The following is a 19,991-nucleotide window of genomic DNA, read 5'->3' as shown; positions in this document are numbered from 1 at the left end:
ATATTAATTTAAAACCGCCCTGTGTCAATATCCCCGAAACAGACGTAAGTCTCTTGATTCTGGCTCCTCGGTAATCTTCTGCCACAACTCCTGAAACAGACGCTGCTGTTTCTGTTCGACATACTTTTCCGCCGTCATAACAGGCGGTTCGGTCTGCTGTTTGCTATCGCAGCGGATGATAAAACTGGCCCAGTTGGTTTCAACCGGACCGGCAATCTGACCCGGTTCCAGTGCCAGCGCCGCATATACAAACTCCGTGCCATACCGACCCCGCGCCAGGTAGTCATAGATTCCCTTGACCTCTTCTTGAATCAAATCAACCCCGGGGTGCTCGCTCGCATACTGTTCCAGCGTCTTTCCCGTCTTGATTTCGGCAACCGCATCCTGTGCCTTTTTACGCCTCAGTTTCTTCTGCTCTTCCTGGCGCAATTTCCACCGCACCGCTTGTTTCACCTGTTCAAACGGTGCGGGCTTGACCGGAACAATCCGGGCAAGCTGGAACACATAAAAGCCATAGGGCCCGCGTAGCGGTACATCAAGGATATCACCCTCTTTTGCCTCCCGCGCCCACTCAACCAGTTGCCCCGGGTTGTAAATTTCCACCGCCCAGTTCAACTTCTTTTTTCCAACGACCCGGGCGGGCGTTGGTGCAATGGTCAACCCCTGACGCGCTGCTACCGAGTCAAAATTGTCAGCCTGTGCCTGGTCGATAAAAGCCTTCACCTGGTCAAGGAGTGCCAGTTCCCGCGTCTCGTCGGGCCGGATTCGCGTCCGGATACGCCGAACCCAGAAGGTGTCGTTTCGGATGCTGTCAAGAAATATAATCTGCCAGCCATTTTCCGCAACAACCGGTCGGCTGAACTGACCCGGTTTTAAGCGCCGCACCACCGATTCGGTTGCGGGAAAAAACTGGCTGGGGGTTAAGGCAACCGCCGAGGTCTCAGGCTCAAAATCCCCAAAGGTGTAGGACACCATTTCAAAACTGTCGCGGACAGTTGTTGGGTCTGCCGCCTGCAGCCGGCGATAAGCCTCATCGATTCGCTCGCGCGCCGCAATCGAATCTTGGGCATTTACACCAAAGGGAAAAAACACAAACCGCGCTTCCCGAACCTCTTCCTTGGGCTGGTAATCTTTCAGGTGGGCACGATAATAGGCGCGCATCTGGGCTTCGGTGGGCTCGAACTTCTTCTCCTCTTCCGTTAGCGCACCGGGCCCAAACCGCAGGGCGGTTACGTTAACAATAGTGTTTGCCCTCGATAAGGCATCTTCCACCTCGGCGTCACACACGAGCAGTGCACCAGCAACATACATCTGCAACTTCTGGGGCCGCAACTGCTCATAAATCTCCCGGGCATACTGAGCAAAAAATGGCCGGTTCTGAGGATTCTGTAAGGCCTGAAGATACTTCGTTGTGTCAAATTTCCCGTCGGTCATCAGGTCGGGGTTATTCTGTATCGCCTGGGGTGGGAAATGGGTGATAATCCACTCCAGTTCACCCTCAGTGATGTTCAACTTTGACTCCTTCAAAATCTTATTCCAGGTCATCTCCTGAATTAGATAATCCCAGGCAAGATGTTCAATCCTCGTCTCGTCTTCATTTGTCAGGTCGCGGAACAGGCTGTCTTTTCGATACTTCTGAGCAATGAACTCACGCACCTGGCGATAATCGTCAAATCCAATGGTCTGTTTGTCCACCTGACCAACTCCACTCGATAGGATTTGACGCCGGCTCCCCCGTTCCCGATAGCGGACAAGTTGCCACAGTTCGCTCATCAGAAACCCGGCGATAAATGCCGCCGCGACAATAAACATAATTACCTTAACGCGTTTGCGCATTGTGCTCAACATATTTAGAAATTTTACTTAAAGTTTGTCTTGTGTCAATCGGGCGAGATGGGGGTTATAAAACCAAGGACATACCGTTTGCCATCTATCTCATAGGTGGTCACGTCGGCTTTGAGCCGGAAGACTGTGCCGTCTTTACGCCGACCATCCGCGAGGTACTGGACAGGAGCTGGCTTGCCACCCAACCGGGCAGCGGTGTATTCGGAAAGCCGTTGCTCTTCGTATTCGGGAATAAGCTCTTTTATGGGCATGCCGATTAATTCGTTTAGCGAATAACCAAACATCCGCGCAAACGCCGGGTTGGCATAAACTATGCGCCCTTCGGTTTGGGCGGCGATGCCATGCGGCGCCTTTTCCAGAATCGCCCGGGCGTGAGACCAGGCTTCTTCCACTTCCCAACTTAACCGTTTTTCTCCGCTCAAATCCCGAACCACAACCAGTACCGCAGGTCGACCCTTCCAGGTGAACGGCGCGTTGACAACCTCGACGGTTATATAACTGCCATCCTGCCGCCGAAACCTCTCTTCAACCGGGGCACCAGCCTTGCCCTGTTCAATAACATCCCTTATCCGCTTAATTACCAGAGGGCGGTCATCAGGGTGAACAATATCAACAACATTTAGCCCGATAACTTCAGCCGGGTCGTCATAACCCAGTATGCGTGCCCCAGCCGGATTGACCATCACCACCCTGCCATCCTGGTGGACGCCGATGCCAATTGGGGCGGTGTTCATCACGGTCTGGTAGGCAACCATTTTTTCCTCTGCTTCGGCTTCAACCTGACGGATTTCAGTAACATCCTGAGCAACACCAACCACGCCGATCAACACACCTTCACCGTTTCGTAAAGGCTCAACTTGACCCTGATAACTCCGCCCCTGATAGGTAAAGTTAAGGTTGACCGACTCGCCTTTAAGCGCCCGGTGATGCGCCTCAATGACCCGAAGGTCTTTAAAGAACTCCTGGCAATTTTTACCTATCAACTCCTCAGGGTTTAATCCCAGTTTATTCAGGGCGGAACCGAGTACCGAGGTAATATGAAGCTCCTTATCGGTAGTCCAGACGAATGCGGGAATTGAGCGAAATAACAGCTCGAGCCGGGCCTCATTCTCCTTCAGTTTCTCAAGAAGTTCACGCTCTTTGGTGATATCCCTCATATTAAGGAGAATAAAACCCTTACCGCCAACCTCAATAAGTGTTGCCGCAACATCTACCCAGGCGCGGCGCCCATCCGGCATCGTTGACACGACATTTACATGAAACTCACCCTGGTCAAAAAGAATCGCTCGAATTTCCGGGAAAAGGGGCTTAACATCATCGGGAACCAGGTCCCGCATCTTTTTGCCGATCAACGCCTCGCGGGTCGTCTGGAACAGTTCAACACCTTTAACATTTACATCGATAATCGTGCCGTCCACCGTTTCAAGAAACAGCGGGGTTGGGCTGGCTTCAAACAGCCGACGAAACTTTTCTTCCGCCAAAATTTCTGCAGTCCGGGCGGCAACCTTTTCGGTTATATCCCGGCCTGCGACGATAATGTGCCACTCCCGTGCGCCTTCGACGACCGCAGCCCGCACCGCAATCTGCTTGACTTCTCCCGAAAATGTCTTGACCCTGATTACCCCATTGTGCCGGCCCTGCCGGAACAGGATGTTGCGAAAAGTAGCCAGTTCCGACTTGGCTGCCGGTTCGGTAAAATCACTTATTTCCCTGCCAACAAGGAGTTCCGGATTCGGAACCGCAAGCAGTTCCGCAGCGGCATCGTTTGCTTTGACAATCCGGCCCCGGGAAGTAAGTATCATTACCCCATCGGTTGTCAGTTCGGTAAGGGTAGCGAATCTTTTCTCAATCTCCTCAACCTGCTCATGCGGATGCCAGAAATGGGTAACATCTCGCCCAACACACACCACGCCGTCAACCATTCCTCGGTCGTTACGCACCACGGTTGCATAGAAATAGAGCCAAACCCGTGCGGTGTCTTTGCGCCGGGCTTCAAAACCGTTGGCAAACTCCTTTCCGGCAAGGACCGATTTTATATCCAAACCGGAGTTGGGAAACAACGCTGCCCAGGGCTGACCTTTAACCTCCTCAGCGCTGAACCCTAAAACCCGCTGCGCTTCATCGTTCCACTCAACGACCCGACCATTCTGGTCTAACATCACCACGATATCACCGGGTTGAATGGCAATATTGGTAAAAGCCAGACCAGCCTTTTTTCTTTTTGGCCTTGTGCGCGCCATCTCAATGACTCCAGCGCCATAATAGCGATTTAAAATAAGATTGTCAATTATTTAAGCCGGGTTTACTGGTTCTTGGGGTGAAAGTATTTATCGAGGTACGCTTCGCGCACCCGTTTCAATTCGGCGCGTGGAAACATCGCCAACAGTTCCCAGCCCAAATCAAGCGTCTGCTCAATCGTCCGGTTTTCATATTCGCCCTGGGCAATGTACCGCTCCTCAAAAACCTGGGCAAATTTAAGATATACCCGGTCCGCCTCAGAAAGCGCTGCCTCTCCTAAAATCACCTGCAACTCCTCTGCCTCTTTGCCCCGCGCATAGCACGCATAGAGCTGGTTAAAAAGGTCGGCATGGTCCTCCCGGGTTTTACCGGCGCCGATACCCTTGTCCTTTAAACGAGACAGCGAGGGCAGAACATCGATAGGTGGTGCGATGCCTTTGTGGTGCAAAGCCCGTGATAAAATTATCTGCCCTTCAGTGATGTAACCGGTGAGGTCGGGAATCGGATGGGTCTTGTCATCTTCCGGCATGGTCAAAATCGGCATCATCGTAATCGAACCTTCACGACCCTTAATCCGGCCGCACCGCTCATAGATAGATGCCAGGTCGGTGTAGAGATAACCGGGATAACCCCTGCGCCCGGGAATCTCTTTGCGCGCCGCTGATATCTCACGCAACGCCTCACAGTAGTTGGTCATATCGGTTAGAATCACGAGAACATGCATCCCGAGGTCAAACGCCAGATATTCAGCCGCGGTCAGTGCGGTGCGCGGGGTTGCAATACGCTCGATTGCCGGCTCATTTGCCAGGTTGAGAAAGAGTACTGTGCGTTCAATGGCGCCGGATGCGGTGAAACTTTGAATAAAGAAATCGGCTTCTTCAAAAGTTATTCCCATCGCGGCAAACACCACCGCGAACGACTCCTCGCTACCAAGCACCCGTGCCTGTCGGGCAATCTGAGCAGCAAGCCGGTTGTGGGGCAAGCCGGTACCAGAAAATATCGGGAGTTTTTGACCCCGCACCAGGGTATTCAAACCGTCAATCGCCGAAATTCCAGTTTGAATAAACTCGTTGGGATACTCGCGGGAGTAGGGGTTGATCGGTGCGCCATTGATATCGGCACGCTTTTCGGGTATGACCTTTGGTCCGCCATCACGCGGCTCACCTAAACCGCTGAAAACCCTGCCCAGCATCTCTTCAGAAAGCGCCAGTTCAATCCCGCGGGCAAGAAACCGCACCTTTGCCCGCGGCACATCAATGCCGCTTGTGCCCTCAAAAACCTGAATCAATGCCCGGTCCCGGTCTGCTTCCAGAACCTGACCCCGACGCTTTTCCCCATTGGGCAGGCTGATTTCAACCAGTTCCGCATACTTGACCCCGGCAACCCCTTCAACAACCATCAGGGGACCGGCAATTGAGTGAACAGTTTGATACTCTTTTATCATACTTTTCTGGTTAATCCGTTTATTTCCGCCTCCATCTGCCGTTGAATGTTTTGAACCGTGGCATCAAACTCCGCTTCAGTGACAAACTTCATTCGGGCGATACGCTCCCGTACCGCAAGTTTTTCAATCTGGCTTATCTCTGCGCCACGGTTCAAAGCCTGCTGTGCCAGTTCATAAAATCTCATTATCACCTTTAGCATCGCCGCCTGCTTTTTAAGCGAGGTGTAAGTATCGGTGTCGTGGAAGGCGTTCTGATGGAGAAAGTCTTCGCGCAGGGAACGGGCGATCTCTAAGATGAGCCGGTCTTCAGCGGAAAGGGTGTCCTTCCCCACCAGACGGACAATCTCCTCCAGTTCTGCCTCCTTCTGAAGCAGGGCAAGGGCACGCCGGACGTTTTCGTTAAACTCCGGCTCGGCTCGTTTTGCCATCGCATCAGCAATCGCATCGGTGTAGAGCGAATAGGAACGGAGCCAGGAGATGGCGGGAAAGTGCCGCTGGAATGCCAGTTTGTCCTCAAGCGACCAGAACACCTTGACAACCCGCAATGTCGCCTGTACCACCGGGTCGTTAAGGTCGCCCCCGGGCGGTGAAACCGAACCAATCACGGTCAAAGCGCCTTCCATCTCTTTCCCTTGGTATTTACCAAGACAGGTTACCCGGCCGGCGCGTTCGTAAAACTCCGCAATCCGGGTGGCAAGGTACGCCGGATACCCTTCTTCACCCGGCATCTCCTCAAGCCGTCCAGAAATCTCCCGCATCGCCTCGGCCCAGCGTGAGGTTGAATCGGCCTGGAGTGCAACCGAATACCCCATATCACGAAAGTATTCACCGATGGTGATGGCGGTGTAAACCGAAGCCTCCCGCGCCGCCACCGGCATATTTGAAGTGTTGGCAATCAGCACCGTCCGTTTCATCAACGGCTCACCGCTCTTGGGGTCTTTCAGTTCCGGAAACTCCAGAAGGACATCGGTCATCTCATTACCCCGTTCTCCACAGCCGACAAATATAACAATTTCGGCGTCGGACCACTTGGCAAACTGGTGCTGGATGACCGTTTTCCCCGACCCAAACGGTCCTGGTACGCAAGCGGTACCCCCTTTGGCAATCGGGAAAAAGGTGTCGATAATCCTTTGCCCGGTAAGGAGCGGTTCATCCGGTGCCAGGCGCCGCCGCACCGGTCGGGGCAGCCGCACCGGCCAGCGCTGTAACATTGTCAAACGGTGTTCCCCGGCTTCGGTTTCCAGTACCGCCACCGTATCGGTAACACAAAAATCTCCTTCGCTAATTTCCCGTACTGTCCCCTGAACACCGGGCGGCACCAGTATCCGATGCTTAACTAATACGGTCTCGGCTACTTCGCCGATAACATCACCCGGTCCAACCTTTTCACCCTTCTTACAGGTAGGAACAAAATGCCATTTCCGTTCCCGGGACAAAGCCGGGACCTCAATGCCGCGGGTAATAAAGTAGCCCGCCTTCTCTTGAATCAGGTTTAATGGCCTTTGCACCCCGTCATAAATCGTTTCGAGAAGCCCGGGACCCAGTTCCACCGAGAGTGGCTCGTAGGTTGGATATACCGGTTCGCCCGGACCGATGCCCGCGGTTTCCTCATAAACCTGAATCGCCGCTTCGTCACCGCGCAGCTGAATGATTTCGCCCAGCAACCGCTTTTCCGAAACACGTACCACATCGTACATCTTGGAACCGGTCATACCGCGCGCAACCACGAGCGGTCCTGACACTCGAACGATTGTTCCGGTAGTCTCACTCATAACTCTCCCCCATCCTAACGCCGAGTACATCGGCACCACAGGCACGGCGCACGGCAGCCCGCAACCGCGCCTCGCCCGCATCGGTGCCGGTAAAAGGAAGCGCCACCAGACAGGGCAAGGCGGTGTTGTGAAACTTTTCGATTAGCGGTTGCAACGCCTCGGTCAGGTCGTCGGTAAAAAATATCAACTGATATCCGGTGTTGATTAAATTTTGCACGACCGCTGCGGGGTCGGCTCCAGACTCGACCGGAAATACTTCAAGCCCAACCGCCCGGAACGGTGTCACCACCGCGCCCGGTCCAACCACCGCCACCTTCCCCAGTTCAGTACCCATAGACAACAACCTCTTGACACTGTTTTATATCCCAGCCGGCAATCTTGGCGGCGTAAAGCTGCCGTAGATTGGTTAGCTCGTTTTCCCGCAACAGGTAAAAACGCCACAGTGGTTCATAACCAAGGGCAACATAGCGGGCTTGATTGATGTAGTCAAGCAGCAACTCGCGGCCCTTTTTCTCAATGGGCAAGACGCTTTCATTACCATCCCGTACCCGAACGCCGATTTGCAACATTGTTAAAAACGACTGGTCAATGCGCAGTTCATTAAGGGCGCTTGGTTCTAACTCGTAAATCCGTTGCAACTGCTCAAAGGCGATTGTGCCACCAGGCAAAAAAGCGGTCCGAAAAGTGTCAACACCTTCGTTTAATACCTTTACCCGGATTAAGGTCTTGAGATTTGTTACATCGGCAAAAAGCCGGTAATAGCCAAGGGCAAAATCTTTTCCTTCTGTCCAGCGCAAAGCCAGTTCCTGTGCCAGCCGGTCCATCACGAGGTCAATCACTGCCGGGTCCTGTTTTTCTTCGGCAAGCCGCAACGCCTCCTGGGCGCGGCGCCATGCCAGAACAAAATCCCATTTTTCAACCGGCAAACGCGGCATTTCGGGGGAAGTTATCATATTGAGCTCTTTTACGCTCCAACCCCCACCGCTTAACAACTCATTTGACGGGGTGTTCTTTCCCAGATAACGGTTCTTTAGCATCACCTTCAAATTGAATATGTCCGCCGGTATTTGAATCAGTGCCTTTAACCAGGCATCCTTTGCATATCCCTGGCAGAAAAGGATGTTTTCCTGGTGGACTGTTAAAAAAAGCTTATTGACATCTACTTCAGAAGACAGCAATTGTCCGTACCGTGTTTCGGCAAGGGTGGTGATAAAACCTTCGACTCCGGTTGCTCGTAACAGCCGTTCGTACTGATTGCGGTCCAGAAGCACTGTTTCTAAGGCACGAACTCGACCAACAGCGAATCCATAACCAAGGCTTTCGCTCCAGCGGATATATCGAAACGATGTCACAAGAATAAAAATATATTTAAATGAAATGAAATGTCAACAACAATGTTGCTTGGATAAAAGCGCGTTTGAGATTGTACCGGTAACTTTTTACAGATTAACTTAAAGTTTTAAACAGGTATTTCCTATCGCCGGCATTTATTATTTAGCAAAAAAGAGAAACAATAAAAACAATGCGATTACAAACTTTCAACCCCACTAATCATTATCTATTTATAAATAGTTACTAATTATAAAAGTATATAATAAGTTTTTAGTTAATTACATCATTGGCTAAAAATAATAATTTTGGTGTGGTTGATGGTAGTGTGTAAATGTGTTTTTGTTAACAAGGCTATGCTACAATGATAGTTATGGCAGTGTGTTGTTGTGTAATGTAAAGTGGATTTAGTGGGTATTAACCAGGCAAAATAAAAGAACGGACAACAATTCACAAGGTTTTGCACAACTGCTTGCTTAGGAACCGTTGTTTATATGACGGGAGAGGCGCTCAATCTGGCTGGCAAATAAGGGGTCGCGGGCTTTTAACTCGTTTATTTTCTCTGTGGCGTGCATCACTGTGGTGTGGTCCTTGCCTCCAAAATGGTATCCAATATCCTTTAAGGAAAGGTTTAACACACTGCGCATCAGGTACATAGCAACCTGGCGCGCCAGCGCAATCCTCTTTGTACGGGATTGCCCTTTTAACTCCTGGACCGGAACCTGAAAATGCTCGGCAACGGCGGTGATAACCCGGCTCGGGTCCAGTGGGTCTTCGTGCTGAATCAGGTCTTTTAGTGCCGCCTCTGCCAGTTCGGTAGTTACGGGCCTTCCGGTCAGGGAGTGCATCGCAATCAGCCGGACCAGCGAAGCCTCAAGCGTTCTGATGTTAGAGCGTACCCGGTTGGCAATGTAACAGGCGATATCTTCGCTCAAATCAAAATTTTCCTGCTTTGCTTTCTGGAGCAAAATAGCGATGCGGGTTTCCAGTTCGGGCGGCTGGATGTCCACAACCAGTCCGCTTCCCAGCCGGGAAATCAACCGCTCCTGAAGCGTTGGTATGTCTTTGGGCGGCCGGTCACTGGTAAAAACAACCTGACTTCCTGCATCTTGAAGTGCGTTAAAGGTGTAAAATATCTCCTCCTGCAAACTTTCCTTACCAACCAGGTAATGGACATCATCAAGGAGCAATAGGTCCAAACCGCGATACTTTTCTTTGAACTCAAGCCGGGTGTTTTTCTCTATCGCCTGAATCAACTCAAGAAAGAGCACCTCAGCCGGGGTGTAACAAAGCCTTAACCCGGGATGGCGTGCCAGCGCCGCATTGCCAATCGCCTGAATCAGGTGGGTTTTACCCAAGCCCACCCCACCATAAATGAAAAGCGGGTTGAAAACCTTGCCCAGGTTCTGGGCAACATTGCGCGCTGCTGCCCAGGCAAGCCGATTACTCTCACCAACAATGAAGGTGTCAAAGGTGTAGCGGCTGCGCAGCCGAAACTGGGAAGCGGTGTTGGTTCCGGTTTGAACCGCTACAGCCGGTTGGGGCTTAGTGACCACCGGCTTTTTACCCTCAACCGGGACCAAAAACTCAACCTGCAAATCTCTGCCGGTCACCGCCTTGAGCGCGCTCGTGATTTCGGTTTTGTAATGGTGCTGTAGCCAGTCGGCAAAAAAGTTGTTAGGAACGGCAACCTGAACCGTGCCGTTTACCATATTAAACAACCGGGTTGGGGCAAGCCAGGTTTGAAAAGCCTGCTGATTTACCCTTAACTTTAACAGCTCCAAAACCTCAGACCATACCTGCTCGCTATTCATACACCTGCTTCGTTTCCCACAAATTTAAAACAAACTTTTCCACACACTTTTCCACACAATTCCTTGCTGTAAGTGGCGCAGAATAAAAGAGATATAAAATAAGAATGAACTCTGTCCACAGTTGTCTGCCTTTTTTAATGAACCGGCTTTGATAATAAAGCAATTTTGCCCGTTGTCAATAAATGGCGGTTAAATTTTTGTTAGTTTGTGGGCACAATTGCCTGGCCCAAAGCAATCCCGCCATCATTAAGCGGGACAGCCTCGTTGTGATAGACCGCAACCCCCTGGCGTGCGAGGAACTTTACTATCCCATTACGAATTAACCGGTTCTGTATGCTCCCACCGGAAAGGCACACCTGGTTTATCCGGTAAGCACGCGCAAATTTGGTCAGCGCTTCACCCAAACCGTGGACCAGGGCGGTGTGAAAACCGAGCGCCACCTGTTGAGCCGGGGTGTGTCTGATGGTATGCTCAGCAACCCAGCGCAAAATTGGCACCGGATTGAGGTCCAGCCCGAACTCAGGCGCTTTAACCTTGAGCCTGCCGGCATCAAGCGCCGCCTTTTCCAGGGCGATTGCGGCTTCACCTTCAAAGGTTGCCCTTCGACAGATACCGGTAATTGCTGCTACACAGTCAAACAACCTGCCCATACTGGAGGTTAAAAAAGGAAAATCTGGCTCTCCCCTGCTCGGCTTTAAACCGAGCGCCCGGACCTCAGAAGCTGACAAACCAGCTTGGGCACAGTAGGCAACCGCCACCTTTTCTGGGTCAGCGAGCATACCACCACCCGCATTGTGTCGGAGATAACCGAGATGAGCCAGCCGTTTCCAGGAAAGGTCGGGCTGAACAAGGATGATTTCACAACCCCAGACTGCGCCGTCAATTCCATAGCCGGTGCCATCACAGGCTAAGCCGATAACCGGCGGCTTGAGGCCATGCTCGGCGATTACCGAAAGGATGTGGGCGTAATGGTGTTGAACCCGGTAGATTTTCCCGTCCCACCTTTTACTCAACCGTTCGGCGAGCCGGGTTGAGCTGTAGTCAGGATGCAGGTCACAAATTACCCTTTTAGGCACAATCCCGGTCCATTCAATCAGCCGCTCGAGCGTCTCACTGAAAAATCGTTCGCTGTCAATTGAGTCGAGGTCGCCGATATGCGGACTCAAAAAGAGGTTGCCGCCCCGGGCAAGACAGAAGGTGTTGCGACCATCACCGCCCACCGCAAGGGTCTCCTGTTTCACGTGAAACATTTTATCGACGGTGATTGGTTGTGGTGCATAGCCGCGCGCCCGGCGCACCATTACCGTCTTTTTCTGGTCGGCAAGCACCACCGAGTCGTCACAGCGGTTGGCAATTTCCCGATTGTGGGTGATGGCGAGGTCAAAGACCTTGCCCAGTTTTCGCTTTAGCTCCTCATCAGTGCCAACAATTGGCTCATCGCTTTGGTTGGCGCTCGTCATAACCAGTACCGCCGGTTTTCCGGACCGCTGGCGCAGGGCTTGAAAAAGCAGGCGGTGGAGCGGGGTATAGGCGACCATCACGCCGAACGCCGGATTGTTGGGCGCAACAAAGGGGGAGAGCGGGATTCTGGGGTTAGGCAGTTTGGGCGCTAAAACAATCGGTGCTGCGGCGGAGTTCAGGGCGTTTAATGCGGACCGGTTCAGGCGGCAGAACTGTCGGGCAACAGAACTGTTTTCAACCATTACGGCAAACGGCTTGCCCGAACGCTCCTTACGCTGCCGCAGAAGTTTCACCGCGCGGTCTGAAGTTGCGTCGCAGGCAAGGTGAAACCCGCCCAAGCCCTTTATCGCCACAATTTTTCCTTTAAGGAGCGCCTGAGCGGCAGCCGTTATCGGGTCCTGAGACAGCGGTTTGCCCTGTTTGTCAAGCAGGGTTAAAGTGGGACCGCATTTCGGACAGGCGAGCGGCTCGGCGTGAAAACGGCGATTGGTTGGGTTGTGGTACTCCTCAAAACAGTCCGGGCACAGGTTGAACTTACTCATCGTTGTCCTTTCCCGGTCGTAGGGGAGCGCTTTAATTATTGTGTATCTTGGTCCGCAATGGGTGCAGTTTATGAACGGGTAACCAAAACGCCGGTCATCCGGCGCGAAAAGTTCCTTCTGGCAGTCGGAGCACAGGGCGAGGTCGGGCAACACAAAGACCGCGCTCTTTTTGGATTTTACATCGCTTTGGGTTATGGTGAATTTATCATAACAGTTCGACTTTGAGTAAGATACGACAAAGGAATGATACCGGGACAGGGGAGGTGGCTCGGTGCAAAGCAGATGGATAAATTTTTTGAGGTTTTTGCCCTGGGCGACAATTTTTACGCCCTTTTTGGTGTTGGTAATGGAACCCTTAATACTTAGTTTTTGGGCGAGGCGGTAAACAAAGGGGCGAAACCCAATCCCCTGAACCTGCCCCGTGATAGTTATAAGGGCGGTTAATGTGCGGTGTGGAGTCAATGGCTGTTTCTTTATTAAGTTATTGATTTACAATAACTTATGGCTGATTCGCCGCTGGTTCGGTCGGTTCAATGACCTCCTCTTCCTCATCGGGTCTTTCAAGGATGTTTTTATCATCCTTCTTTTTGATGATTGTGGTGAGGGAAAGGACGGTGCCGGTAAACCAGACCGAAAGCCCATAGGCAAGGACCATCAAGGCGATGGCGTAGCCGCACATTCCAAGGAGAATTGCGCCGATGCCGCTGCTCCATACCGGATTTACCCAGTACGAGGGCGAATATACCTGTGGTAAGCCATAAAGGTTGGCTTCAAAAACAAGCATCCGGTGCAGGGGTGCGAAAATGCCCCAGTTGGGGATGGAAAGTTTGAATATGAATTCGGCACCTGAGAGCATCTCTGCCCACCGCTCACCCATAAATGCGCTCAAAATCAAAGAGCCGATTCTGCCGGCAAGGCTCGAGGCAAGCCCGAGTAAAAAAGAGCCGACCTTTGCGAGCACGGCAACGAGAAATGTGTACCAGACCAAGCGAGCCGGCTGTTCGTTGACACAGGAGAACACCTCAAACAGTGTGTCAAAGGTGTCGTTGCCCATTGCACCGACAACTCCGGGAGCAAATAGAAGGGTGAACAGCAGGACGAGTAAAAGGTACACGATGAATAGCGCGGCGAAGAAGCCGACGATGGACAAAAGTCCGGTGAAGATGGGACCGAAATGGGGGATAGCACCCAGGGCGCTGAGGACAAGACCGGCAACAACGATGAGCGCGATGAAGGCGATGATTAGGAGCGGGCTTGAGATTAGCGCACGGATGTTCTTCAAGGCAAATTGAAACCCGGAAGAGGCTTCGAAAAATTCGTTGCCCCGCAACTGCTCATAGGCAACCTTTGCCACCGCGGCGCCGGTAACAAGCATCACGATGAGGAACCAGACAACACCGGCGCCGTAAATCACCCAGGAAAACCAGGGGAATGGTAGATTGGGGTTGGGGAAAGGTAAAAGGCGTTGCGTCTCCCAGATTGAAAGCCAGTCGTTACCCGCGGCGATGTGGGCGATATAGGTCAGAAAAGTGTATCCGGCAAAGGCAAACAGGAGCCCGGTCATCACCATTCCGACCTTTTTGGCGGAAAAGCCCAGCCTTAAAGAGCGGAAGATGTCTTTGTAATTGAAATTCAAACCGGTCATCTTACTTCCTCCCTTTTATTTTAGAACAACCTTTAGGACCCAGAAAAGAAAGATAAAAATCCCTGCCCAGAGAAACCAGAAAATCCAGCGGAGCGGCAGCCGGTATTGCCGTTCGGGAAAAAGCCGGCGCCCAAAACGAATCATCGCAATTTATTTTCCCTAAAACGGCACGGTTTGTCAATGGGTGACAACGATACGGCGCCAGCCGCCGGTGCCGCTGCGCACGAGGTAAACGCCCGGTGAAACCGGTTGCCCAGCATCATTTCTCCCGTCCCAGTAAGGCGTATTTACCCCAAGGTGCGCAACTCGGGTACCAAGCGGCGTGAACACATCAACCGCACCTGGCGCCTGAATCTTAAAAGGTGCCCTGCCGACTGTAGGGGTTATTATAAGCGGGGTGACGGTTTTGGGCGCCAGACGCTCGTTGACACCGGTGCCCGGGGGTAGTGCGCCCGCCATTTTGGCAATTGTTGCCACCGCCGCCTTAATCGCCTCGGTTGCCATCAGCCAGTTGTTGGTGCCGCAGTCCACATAATAGAGCGGACCAATTGTATCGCCGATGGTGTGGTACTTCGGGGTGAAGTCGCGCTCAATTCCGCAGAGGGCAACATAGCCGCGGACCCAGAAGGAGTGGTGGTCAGATGAAGGGTAAGAGGTTACGAGCCGGCGCCGGGTTTTCAGGGTGGTGTACAAATTGGCGTTGGCGATAAACGAGTCAACGAGCCAGGCACAGTTCGGGTTTGAGGTCTTGCCGACGACATTCAGGGTGTCGCGGTTCTGCCGGCCATAGGATATCATATCAAAGTTCAAAACCGCCCGGATCGAGTCGCCCCGGCGATAGGCACGGGCGGCAAAGCTGTCCGAGCCGTAAAGCCCCTGCTCCTCACCGGTAAAGCCGATAAAGTAGACCGTGTAGGCGAAGTCGATGTCCTGAAACACCCGTGCCGCCTCTAACACGGCGCTGGTGCCACTGGCGTTGTCGTCCGAGCCCGGGCAGTGATAGGGCGGGTTGTCCGAAGTGTTGTCGATATGGCCACAGATGATGTAAATCTGGCGCGGGTTCTCCTGCCCAAACTTGACGCCAATAACATTGGGTGCATAACTGGGCAGGAAGGTGTCAAAGGCAACCGAGTCGCAGTTGTAGTAGGCGAGTTTTTCGCCCATCCAGGCAACCGCCGCCCGACAGGAGTCGGTTGTTGAATAACGGGTGTAAAACTCCTGCAGGCGCCGGATTGTGCCCAAAACCGAATCGGCGTTAACCCTTGACACAATCTCCTGAACCAGGCTTTCCGACACCGGATAGGGGACAGGCAGGGGTGTTAAACCGGTGGTTGGTTTCAATTGTTCCAGGTTGAGGCGTGTCAGTTCCACGGGCAGGCGGTTGAGCGATAAAAGGTTGTCTTCACTTGTGGCAAGGACAACGCCGGCCGGGTCGGTGGTGAGCACCGTGCCCAGTTTTTCGAGCAAACTGCGGTCAAAGTCGGGTGGGGTCTGGACATAGAAAATCGTTTGGGCACGGGGGTTTTCGGTCAACAGTTCACAGGGCAGTCCTTCGTGCTGAAGTGCGGCATAATCCGCCTCAGAACCGCAGACAAGGGAGTAGCCGTCAAACTCGGCAACCACCGGCAGCGCGCGTGACAAAAGGTCAGGGGCGGACTTGTCAACGCGCAGCAGCAACTCCTTGCCCGTTAAAATAGAAAAAACAAAACCAAGCAAAAATACCAAGCGTCCTTGACGCATCTTATACTCCTTTCGGGTTAAGTTGTTAACAAAATATGATAGCAGAGCGCGGGTTCAAGTCAACCCGCTGAAGCGGGTGGTGCGCCTAATCAGAAATCTGTTTGGTTGGTTCGAGTGGTTGGATTTGGTCGTATACTTTAAAGTACAATGGGGTGGAAAACGGTTTCGAGTATAACGCGCCAGTTTTTAAAGAGTTGGACAAAAAGTCATAAAAATCCATACCCAACCCCGGGGTTGTTAGGGGAATGGCATGGGAAATCCGGGCTCGGATGGTGTATGGTATTAATCCGGATCGAGGGTTAGAGTACAAATCAATGGTACAACTGTTTTGCGAACCCGGGTCCGGGTTTATCTCAATCTGACAATTTTCTTCAGGGTGGTGCCGGAGCGCTGGAAAAAGATGCCTTGCCGATTTGGAAAATGGGGCGACCTTACTTTTCTGCCGGTAACATCGAACAGGTCGGTACCGGGTTCAATTACCTGATGCAGCACTGCGGGAGCGGGCAGCGGGCCGGGTTCGTTTTTGCCAAGCACGGGTGAGAAGTAGAGCCCGCGCGCGCCCACGGAATCGTAAAGGCTGAAGAAAACACCAGGAAGGCACGGTTTATTCCAGGACAGGGGTATCAGGCGGGGTCGGGCGCCTTCGACCCGGCAATTTAGCCGGGGGGCATTAACCCGAACTGGTGCGGACCACAACTGCGGTGCATAAGAGCGGCTGGTTTGCCAGTACAGGACAGTGGCCGCATTTTCCGTTCGGGCACCGGCGTTGTAGCACAGTTCGGCGCTGCCCGTGGCGGTGGTGAGGTCGGGAAACCATTCGTCCACAAACATTGCACCGAGATTGCCCGTAGTTCCCCAGGAGCGGCCGCCATCGGTTGAGAGCGTGTATTCAATATCCAGCATCGCGGTGTCGCGGCGCGCCACAGTCCAGAAAGCCCAGACCGGTGCCCGCCAGTACGGTATGACCGGCGCCTGAGCGATAACCGGGTCAAAGCACCTTTCGCTGCCCGATTTCAGGGTGTACAGACCGGACCAGCGGCTTGCAGCGCCGTAGTAGCGGTTCGCGGCATAATGGATTTCCCGTCCGGTGATGGCATAGCGCCAGATGCAGTGGAGAAGTGAGCCGGTGCCAAATGAAAGCGCCGGGTCAAAACAGTTCCAGAAGGGCTGTCGCCCTTCCCAGTTTCTGCCACCATCAAGGGAACGGGTAAAGTAGCCGTTCAAGCCGGTCCGATGCTCGTTCACATAAAGGAGGTAGAGGTAGTAGTTAGAGTCCGGGTCCACGGTTACCGAAAAGTCGTCAACTGTGTCCGGACCAACGGCTAATGGAATCTTCTGGGTGTCGAGCGTCACCGGGTCAAAACGGAGAAGGTAAAGGTCGCCGTGGTTTTCTGCAGTCAGGTAAAATATGAACAGGGGTGCGGGTACGGCTGGTGCGATTAGTTCAATTAACCGGGCGGGCTGGCCGAGGTTGATGGTTAAAACATCTTCCCAGAGGTTTCCCGGGGTTTGGGAACGGTAAAGCGTCAGTTTGCCATCCGGGGTGCTGACCGCAGCCCAGAGCCGCTTGTGGGCGTCAAGCGCCGCACCAAACGCGGCCAAAACCGAACTGTCAATCAGGACGGGTGAAGACAGTTGAGCGCCGGTCCGGACAAGGGGTGATTCCACGAACAAAGGCACGGTTACTTGCCCGGAAACGGGCAGCAACCCGGGACCGGAGAAAGCGAAGAACAGGCAGACGGTGCTAAGTAAAATCAACATAAAAGTAAACAACGGGTTAACCCCACTGTCAATACCGGTGCCGGTGCATTGAACCATCTTGAAGACCGGCTGGACAAGGCGCCCGAGGCGTTGTTCAAGGCGATGGAGTTTGCCCACAATGCGGAACATTTTGCCGATGAGGCGGATGCGCTGGTCATGGCGGCGCTTATCCGAATGGGAAAAGGAAGTTATCGGCTTGCCCGGGCGCATTTGGAAAAGGTACGGGAGTTGTATCAGAAGATCGGCGATTATGACGGTTTTGCCCGATGCCGATTCTATCAGGAACTACTTGATGATATTGAGTATGAGCAACGCCGATTTCAGGTGCTTGACTCCTGCCTTCAAGAGTTGCGCCGAAGGACAGAAATAATGTAGCCGAAACCTACGCTTTCCCGTAATCGGCATTTAACAGTTGGTTGTTTTTCCAGCCCCTGACGGAAAAATCGGCGATAACGCACACCTTGCCATAAATTTGGTGGTGGGTATAATTAAAAATATATGAGTTCTGCCCGAAGAAAGCCGGTCATTTTAGTTTGTTATGACCAGGAGGAGAAGTATCAGGCGCTAATTACTGCGGCGCAAAGGTACGAAAACGGCAGGCTTTTGAGAGAGTTTGATTTTGGTTACTGTGACAGTTTTTCAGGGTTGAAATCCTGGTACAGCCGCAATCGGGGCGCGTATGTTGCTTTGATTGTTATTGGTGTCGACTTTTCCGGCATTAAACCAGAAAACAGCGAAAAACTGGTGTCATTTTCAATCAGCGCCCGTCCACCTGGTGTGCTGGCGGACATCCGGAAGATTCAGGGGCTGATAATCTTTCAACACATCCGGCAGGAACATATTGATGCGGTTGCACCGGTACTTTTTAACCTCGATGCTGAACAGTTCGAAACGGTGCGGGATTTTGCCGGATTTCTCTGCGCCACCCGGACCGCAACCTTTGCCTTTGCCACCGGTGACCCGCGCATTACAGGCCAGGCAGATGAGGTTCTTTACGGGATTAACACCTATGCGCTCCGGCCCCTGAATGAAAATGAGCGGCGGGTCTGGCGCGAAACGCACAAGATGGTTGTGGGCCAGTCCCGGCGGATGGCTTGGCTGGCACACGAGATTGAGCGTCTTGCTGCCACCGATGGCAATGTCTTGATTCTGGGTGAACCGGGAACAGGCAAGGAGCTGGTGGCGCGGGCATTGCATCGCAAGAGTTTTCGCTTTGCTGAAGATGTAGAAATTCGAAAGGAGCCGGTGGCGCTCAATATGACCGCCTTAGACCGCAATCTAGTTGTCAGCGAACTTTTCGGTCACGAGAAGGGCGCTTTTACCGATGCGAAAACAGCCCGAGCCGGGGTTTTTGAAACGGCACGCGGTTCCACCGTTTTCCTTGATGAAATTGGGGACATCGACCAGGAGTTGCAGTTAAAACTTTTGCGTGTTATTGAGTACCGGAAGATTAAGCGTGTCGGTAGTTCAGTTGAGCGAGCCGTTGATGTCCGGATTATTGCCGCAACCAACCGGCAACTTGAGGAGTTACAGGAACGGTTCCGGCCCGACTTCTATAGCCGTATGGTCCAGGAGTGTATCTGGATGCCTTCACTAAAAGAGCGGTGGGAGGCAGAGGCACCAGGAACGGTTGAAGATGATATTGCCGAGTTTTTTGAGTTCGTTGTTGAGGAGCGCAACCGTGACCCCTGGTATCGGCGAAAGTTAAGGGTCGAACCGATGGCAATAAGGTTTCTCAGCCGTTTAGTGATTCAGTATATTCACGGCGAAAACAATCTGTTTAACGGCAACATTCGAGCCTTACGCACCCTGATGGAACGGGCGTATGAGCGGGCACAGCACGAAAATGTGGATGCGGTGAGCATTGGACAGACCGCTGCTGCGGTGGCAACAGTTTCACCGCCAAAAATTAAAACCAGCGCCGAAGCCCATAGTGCCAGCGGGTCGATTGAAAAACTTGTCGGAAGTTTAAAACTTGCCGAGATTGAAAAGGCGGCGATAAAAGAGGCGCTCCAGACAACAAACGGCAACCAGACAAGGGCGGCAAGACTCCTGGGCATACACCGCGACACACTCCGCAAAAAGATGGCGCAGTACCACATAGATTAGCACCACAGACGATTTTAGCGACACAACAGCAGAAAAAAACGGCAGAAAAAATATAGGCAGGCTGGTATTAAATTTGTAAGTTATTGTTTTTCATACTGTTAACAGCGATAAAAGTTGAGGTTTGCTGGCACAAGTTTTGCTTATATAATGTGATAGAAGAGGGGGTGGGTAGATTGGACCGAGCCAGAGGAGGCATGGTAGAGGGTGTCGCGCTCAAGGTCCTCGCCTCACCAGTCCAGCACTCTCAATGGGGACCGAATTCTACGGCGTGCCAGTGCCCACGGCGCGCCG

The 19,991-nt window shown here is 52.7% G+C and carries 13 protein-coding genes; 2 read left to right on the top strand and 11 right to left on the bottom strand.

All coding sequences use genetic code 11. From position 1 onward, the window contains the following. Positions 1-24 precede the first annotated feature (24 nt). The 11 genes from HPY86_04050 to HPY86_04000 form a co-directional block, all read right to left on the bottom strand. Positions 25-1,848, bottom strand: a complete 1,824-nt coding sequence (locus HPY86_04050) for a hypothetical protein (protein NPV14089.1) — start codon at positions 1,846-1,848, stop codon at positions 25-27. Between the two features lie 32 nt (positions 1,849-1,880). Further along, positions 1,881-4,085, bottom strand: coding sequence for a PAS domain S-box protein (locus HPY86_04045; protein NPV14088.1), 2,205 nt, complete (start codon positions 4,083-4,085; stop codon positions 1,881-1,883). A gap of 62 nt (positions 4,086-4,147) precedes the next feature. Beyond that, positions 4,148-5,527, bottom strand: coding sequence for a V-type ATP synthase subunit B (locus HPY86_04040; GenBank protein ID NPV14087.1), 1,380 nt, complete (start codon positions 5,525-5,527; stop codon positions 4,148-4,150). Beyond that, positions 5,524-7,299 (bottom strand): V-type ATP synthase subunit A, encoded by a 1,776-nt coding sequence (locus tag HPY86_04035; GenBank protein ID NPV14086.1) that lies wholly within the window; start codon positions 7,297-7,299, stop codon positions 5,524-5,526. Before HPY86_04035 ends, HPY86_04040 begins: the two co-directional genes overlap by 4 nt. After that, positions 7,292-7,633, bottom strand: coding sequence for a hypothetical protein (locus HPY86_04030; protein NPV14085.1), 342 nt, complete (start codon positions 7,631-7,633; stop codon positions 7,292-7,294). The genes HPY86_04035 and HPY86_04030 overlap by 8 nt, the downstream gene beginning before the upstream one ends. Further along, entirely contained in the window at positions 7,623-8,651 is a 1,029-nt protein-coding gene (locus HPY86_04025; protein NPV14084.1) for a V-type ATPase subunit, read from the bottom strand. Before HPY86_04025 ends, HPY86_04030 begins: the two co-directional genes overlap by 11 nt. A 453-nt stretch (positions 8,652-9,104) precedes the next feature. Continuing rightward, the gene (dnaA, locus tag HPY86_04020; GenBank protein ID NPV14083.1) at positions 9,105-10,442 is read right to left on the bottom strand and encodes a chromosomal replication initiator protein DnaA; all 1,338 of its coding nucleotides are present in this window, start codon (positions 10,440-10,442) and stop codon (positions 9,105-9,107) included. Positions 10,443-10,642: 200 nt separating this feature from the next. Then, entirely contained in the window at positions 10,643-12,907 is a 2,265-nt protein-coding gene (gene hypF, locus HPY86_04015) for a carbamoyltransferase HypF (protein NPV14082.1), read from the bottom strand. A 37-nt stretch (positions 12,908-12,944) separates the two neighbouring features. Next, positions 12,945-14,090: a hypothetical protein gene (locus HPY86_04010; GenBank protein ID NPV14081.1), complete on the bottom strand. Its 1,146-nt coding sequence runs from the start codon at positions 14,088-14,090 to the stop codon at positions 12,945-12,947. A gap of 177 nt (positions 14,091-14,267) precedes the next feature. After that, entirely contained in the window at positions 14,268-15,830 is a 1,563-nt protein-coding gene (locus HPY86_04005) for a M28 family peptidase (GenBank protein NPV14080.1), read from the bottom strand. Positions 15,831-16,178: 348 nt separating this feature from the next. Beyond that, the gene (locus tag HPY86_04000) at positions 16,179-17,591 is read right to left on the bottom strand and encodes a hypothetical protein (protein ID NPV14079.1); all 1,413 of its coding nucleotides are present in this window, start codon (positions 17,589-17,591) and stop codon (positions 16,179-16,181) included. A gap of 48 nt (positions 17,592-17,639) precedes the next feature. On the opposite strand from HPY86_04000, the gene HPY86_03995 reads away from it, so the two are divergent. Together HPY86_03995 and HPY86_03990 are read left to right on the top strand one after the other, a co-directional pair. Next, complete coding sequence (locus tag HPY86_03995) at positions 17,640-17,966, top strand: hypothetical protein (protein NPV14078.1); 327 nt, start codon at positions 17,640-17,642, stop codon at positions 17,964-17,966. A gap of 123 nt (positions 17,967-18,089) precedes the next feature. Continuing rightward, entirely contained in the window at positions 18,090-19,700 is a 1,611-nt protein-coding gene (locus HPY86_03990) for a sigma-54-dependent Fis family transcriptional regulator (protein ID NPV14077.1), read from the top strand. The last annotated feature ends 291 nt before the right edge of the window (positions 19,701-19,991 follow it).

The sequence above is a fragment of the candidate division WOR-3 bacterium genome, from assembly GCA_013177935.1.
Taxonomy (GTDB): domain Bacteria; phylum Hydrothermota; class Tepidihabitantia; order Tepidihabitantales; family Tepidihabitantaceae; genus Tepidihabitans.
Note: the sequence above shows the minus strand (reverse complement) of the source record. Positions and strands in the feature narration are given on the sequence as shown.

Coding starts and splice junctions, on each gene's coding strand:
- HPY86_04005 (NPV14080.1), bottom strand. CDS start 15,830: ATGCGTCAAGGACGCTTGGTATTTTTGCTTGGTTTTGTTTTTTCTATT.
- HPY86_04030 (NPV14085.1), bottom strand. CDS start 7,633: ATGGGTACTGAACTGGGGAAGGTGGCGGTGGTTGGACCGGGCGCGGTG.
- dnaA (NPV14083.1), bottom strand. CDS start 10,442: ATGAATAGCGAGCAGGTATGGTCTGAGGTTTTGGAGCTGTTAAAGTTA.
- HPY86_03990 (NPV14077.1), top strand. CDS start 18,090: ATGAGTTCTGCCCGAAGAAAGCCGGTCATTTTAGTTTGTTATGACCAG.
- HPY86_04050 (NPV14089.1), bottom strand. CDS start 1,848: ATGTTGAGCACAATGCGCAAACGCGTTAAGGTAATTATGTTTATTGTC.
- HPY86_04010 (NPV14081.1), bottom strand. CDS start 14,090: ATGACCGGTTTGAATTTCAATTACAAAGACATCTTCCGCTCTTTAAGG.
- HPY86_04035 (NPV14086.1), bottom strand. CDS start 7,299: ATGAGTGAGACTACCGGAACAATCGTTCGAGTGTCAGGACCGCTCGTG.
- HPY86_04000 (NPV14079.1), bottom strand. CDS start 17,591: ATGTTGATTTTACTTAGCACCGTCTGCCTGTTCTTCGCTTTCTCCGGT.
- HPY86_04040 (NPV14087.1), bottom strand. CDS start 5,527: ATGATAAAAGAGTATCAAACTGTTCACTCAATTGCCGGTCCCCTGATG.
- HPY86_04045 (NPV14088.1), bottom strand. CDS start 4,085: ATGGCGCGCACAAGGCCAAAAAGAAAAAAGGCTGGTCTGGCTTTTACC.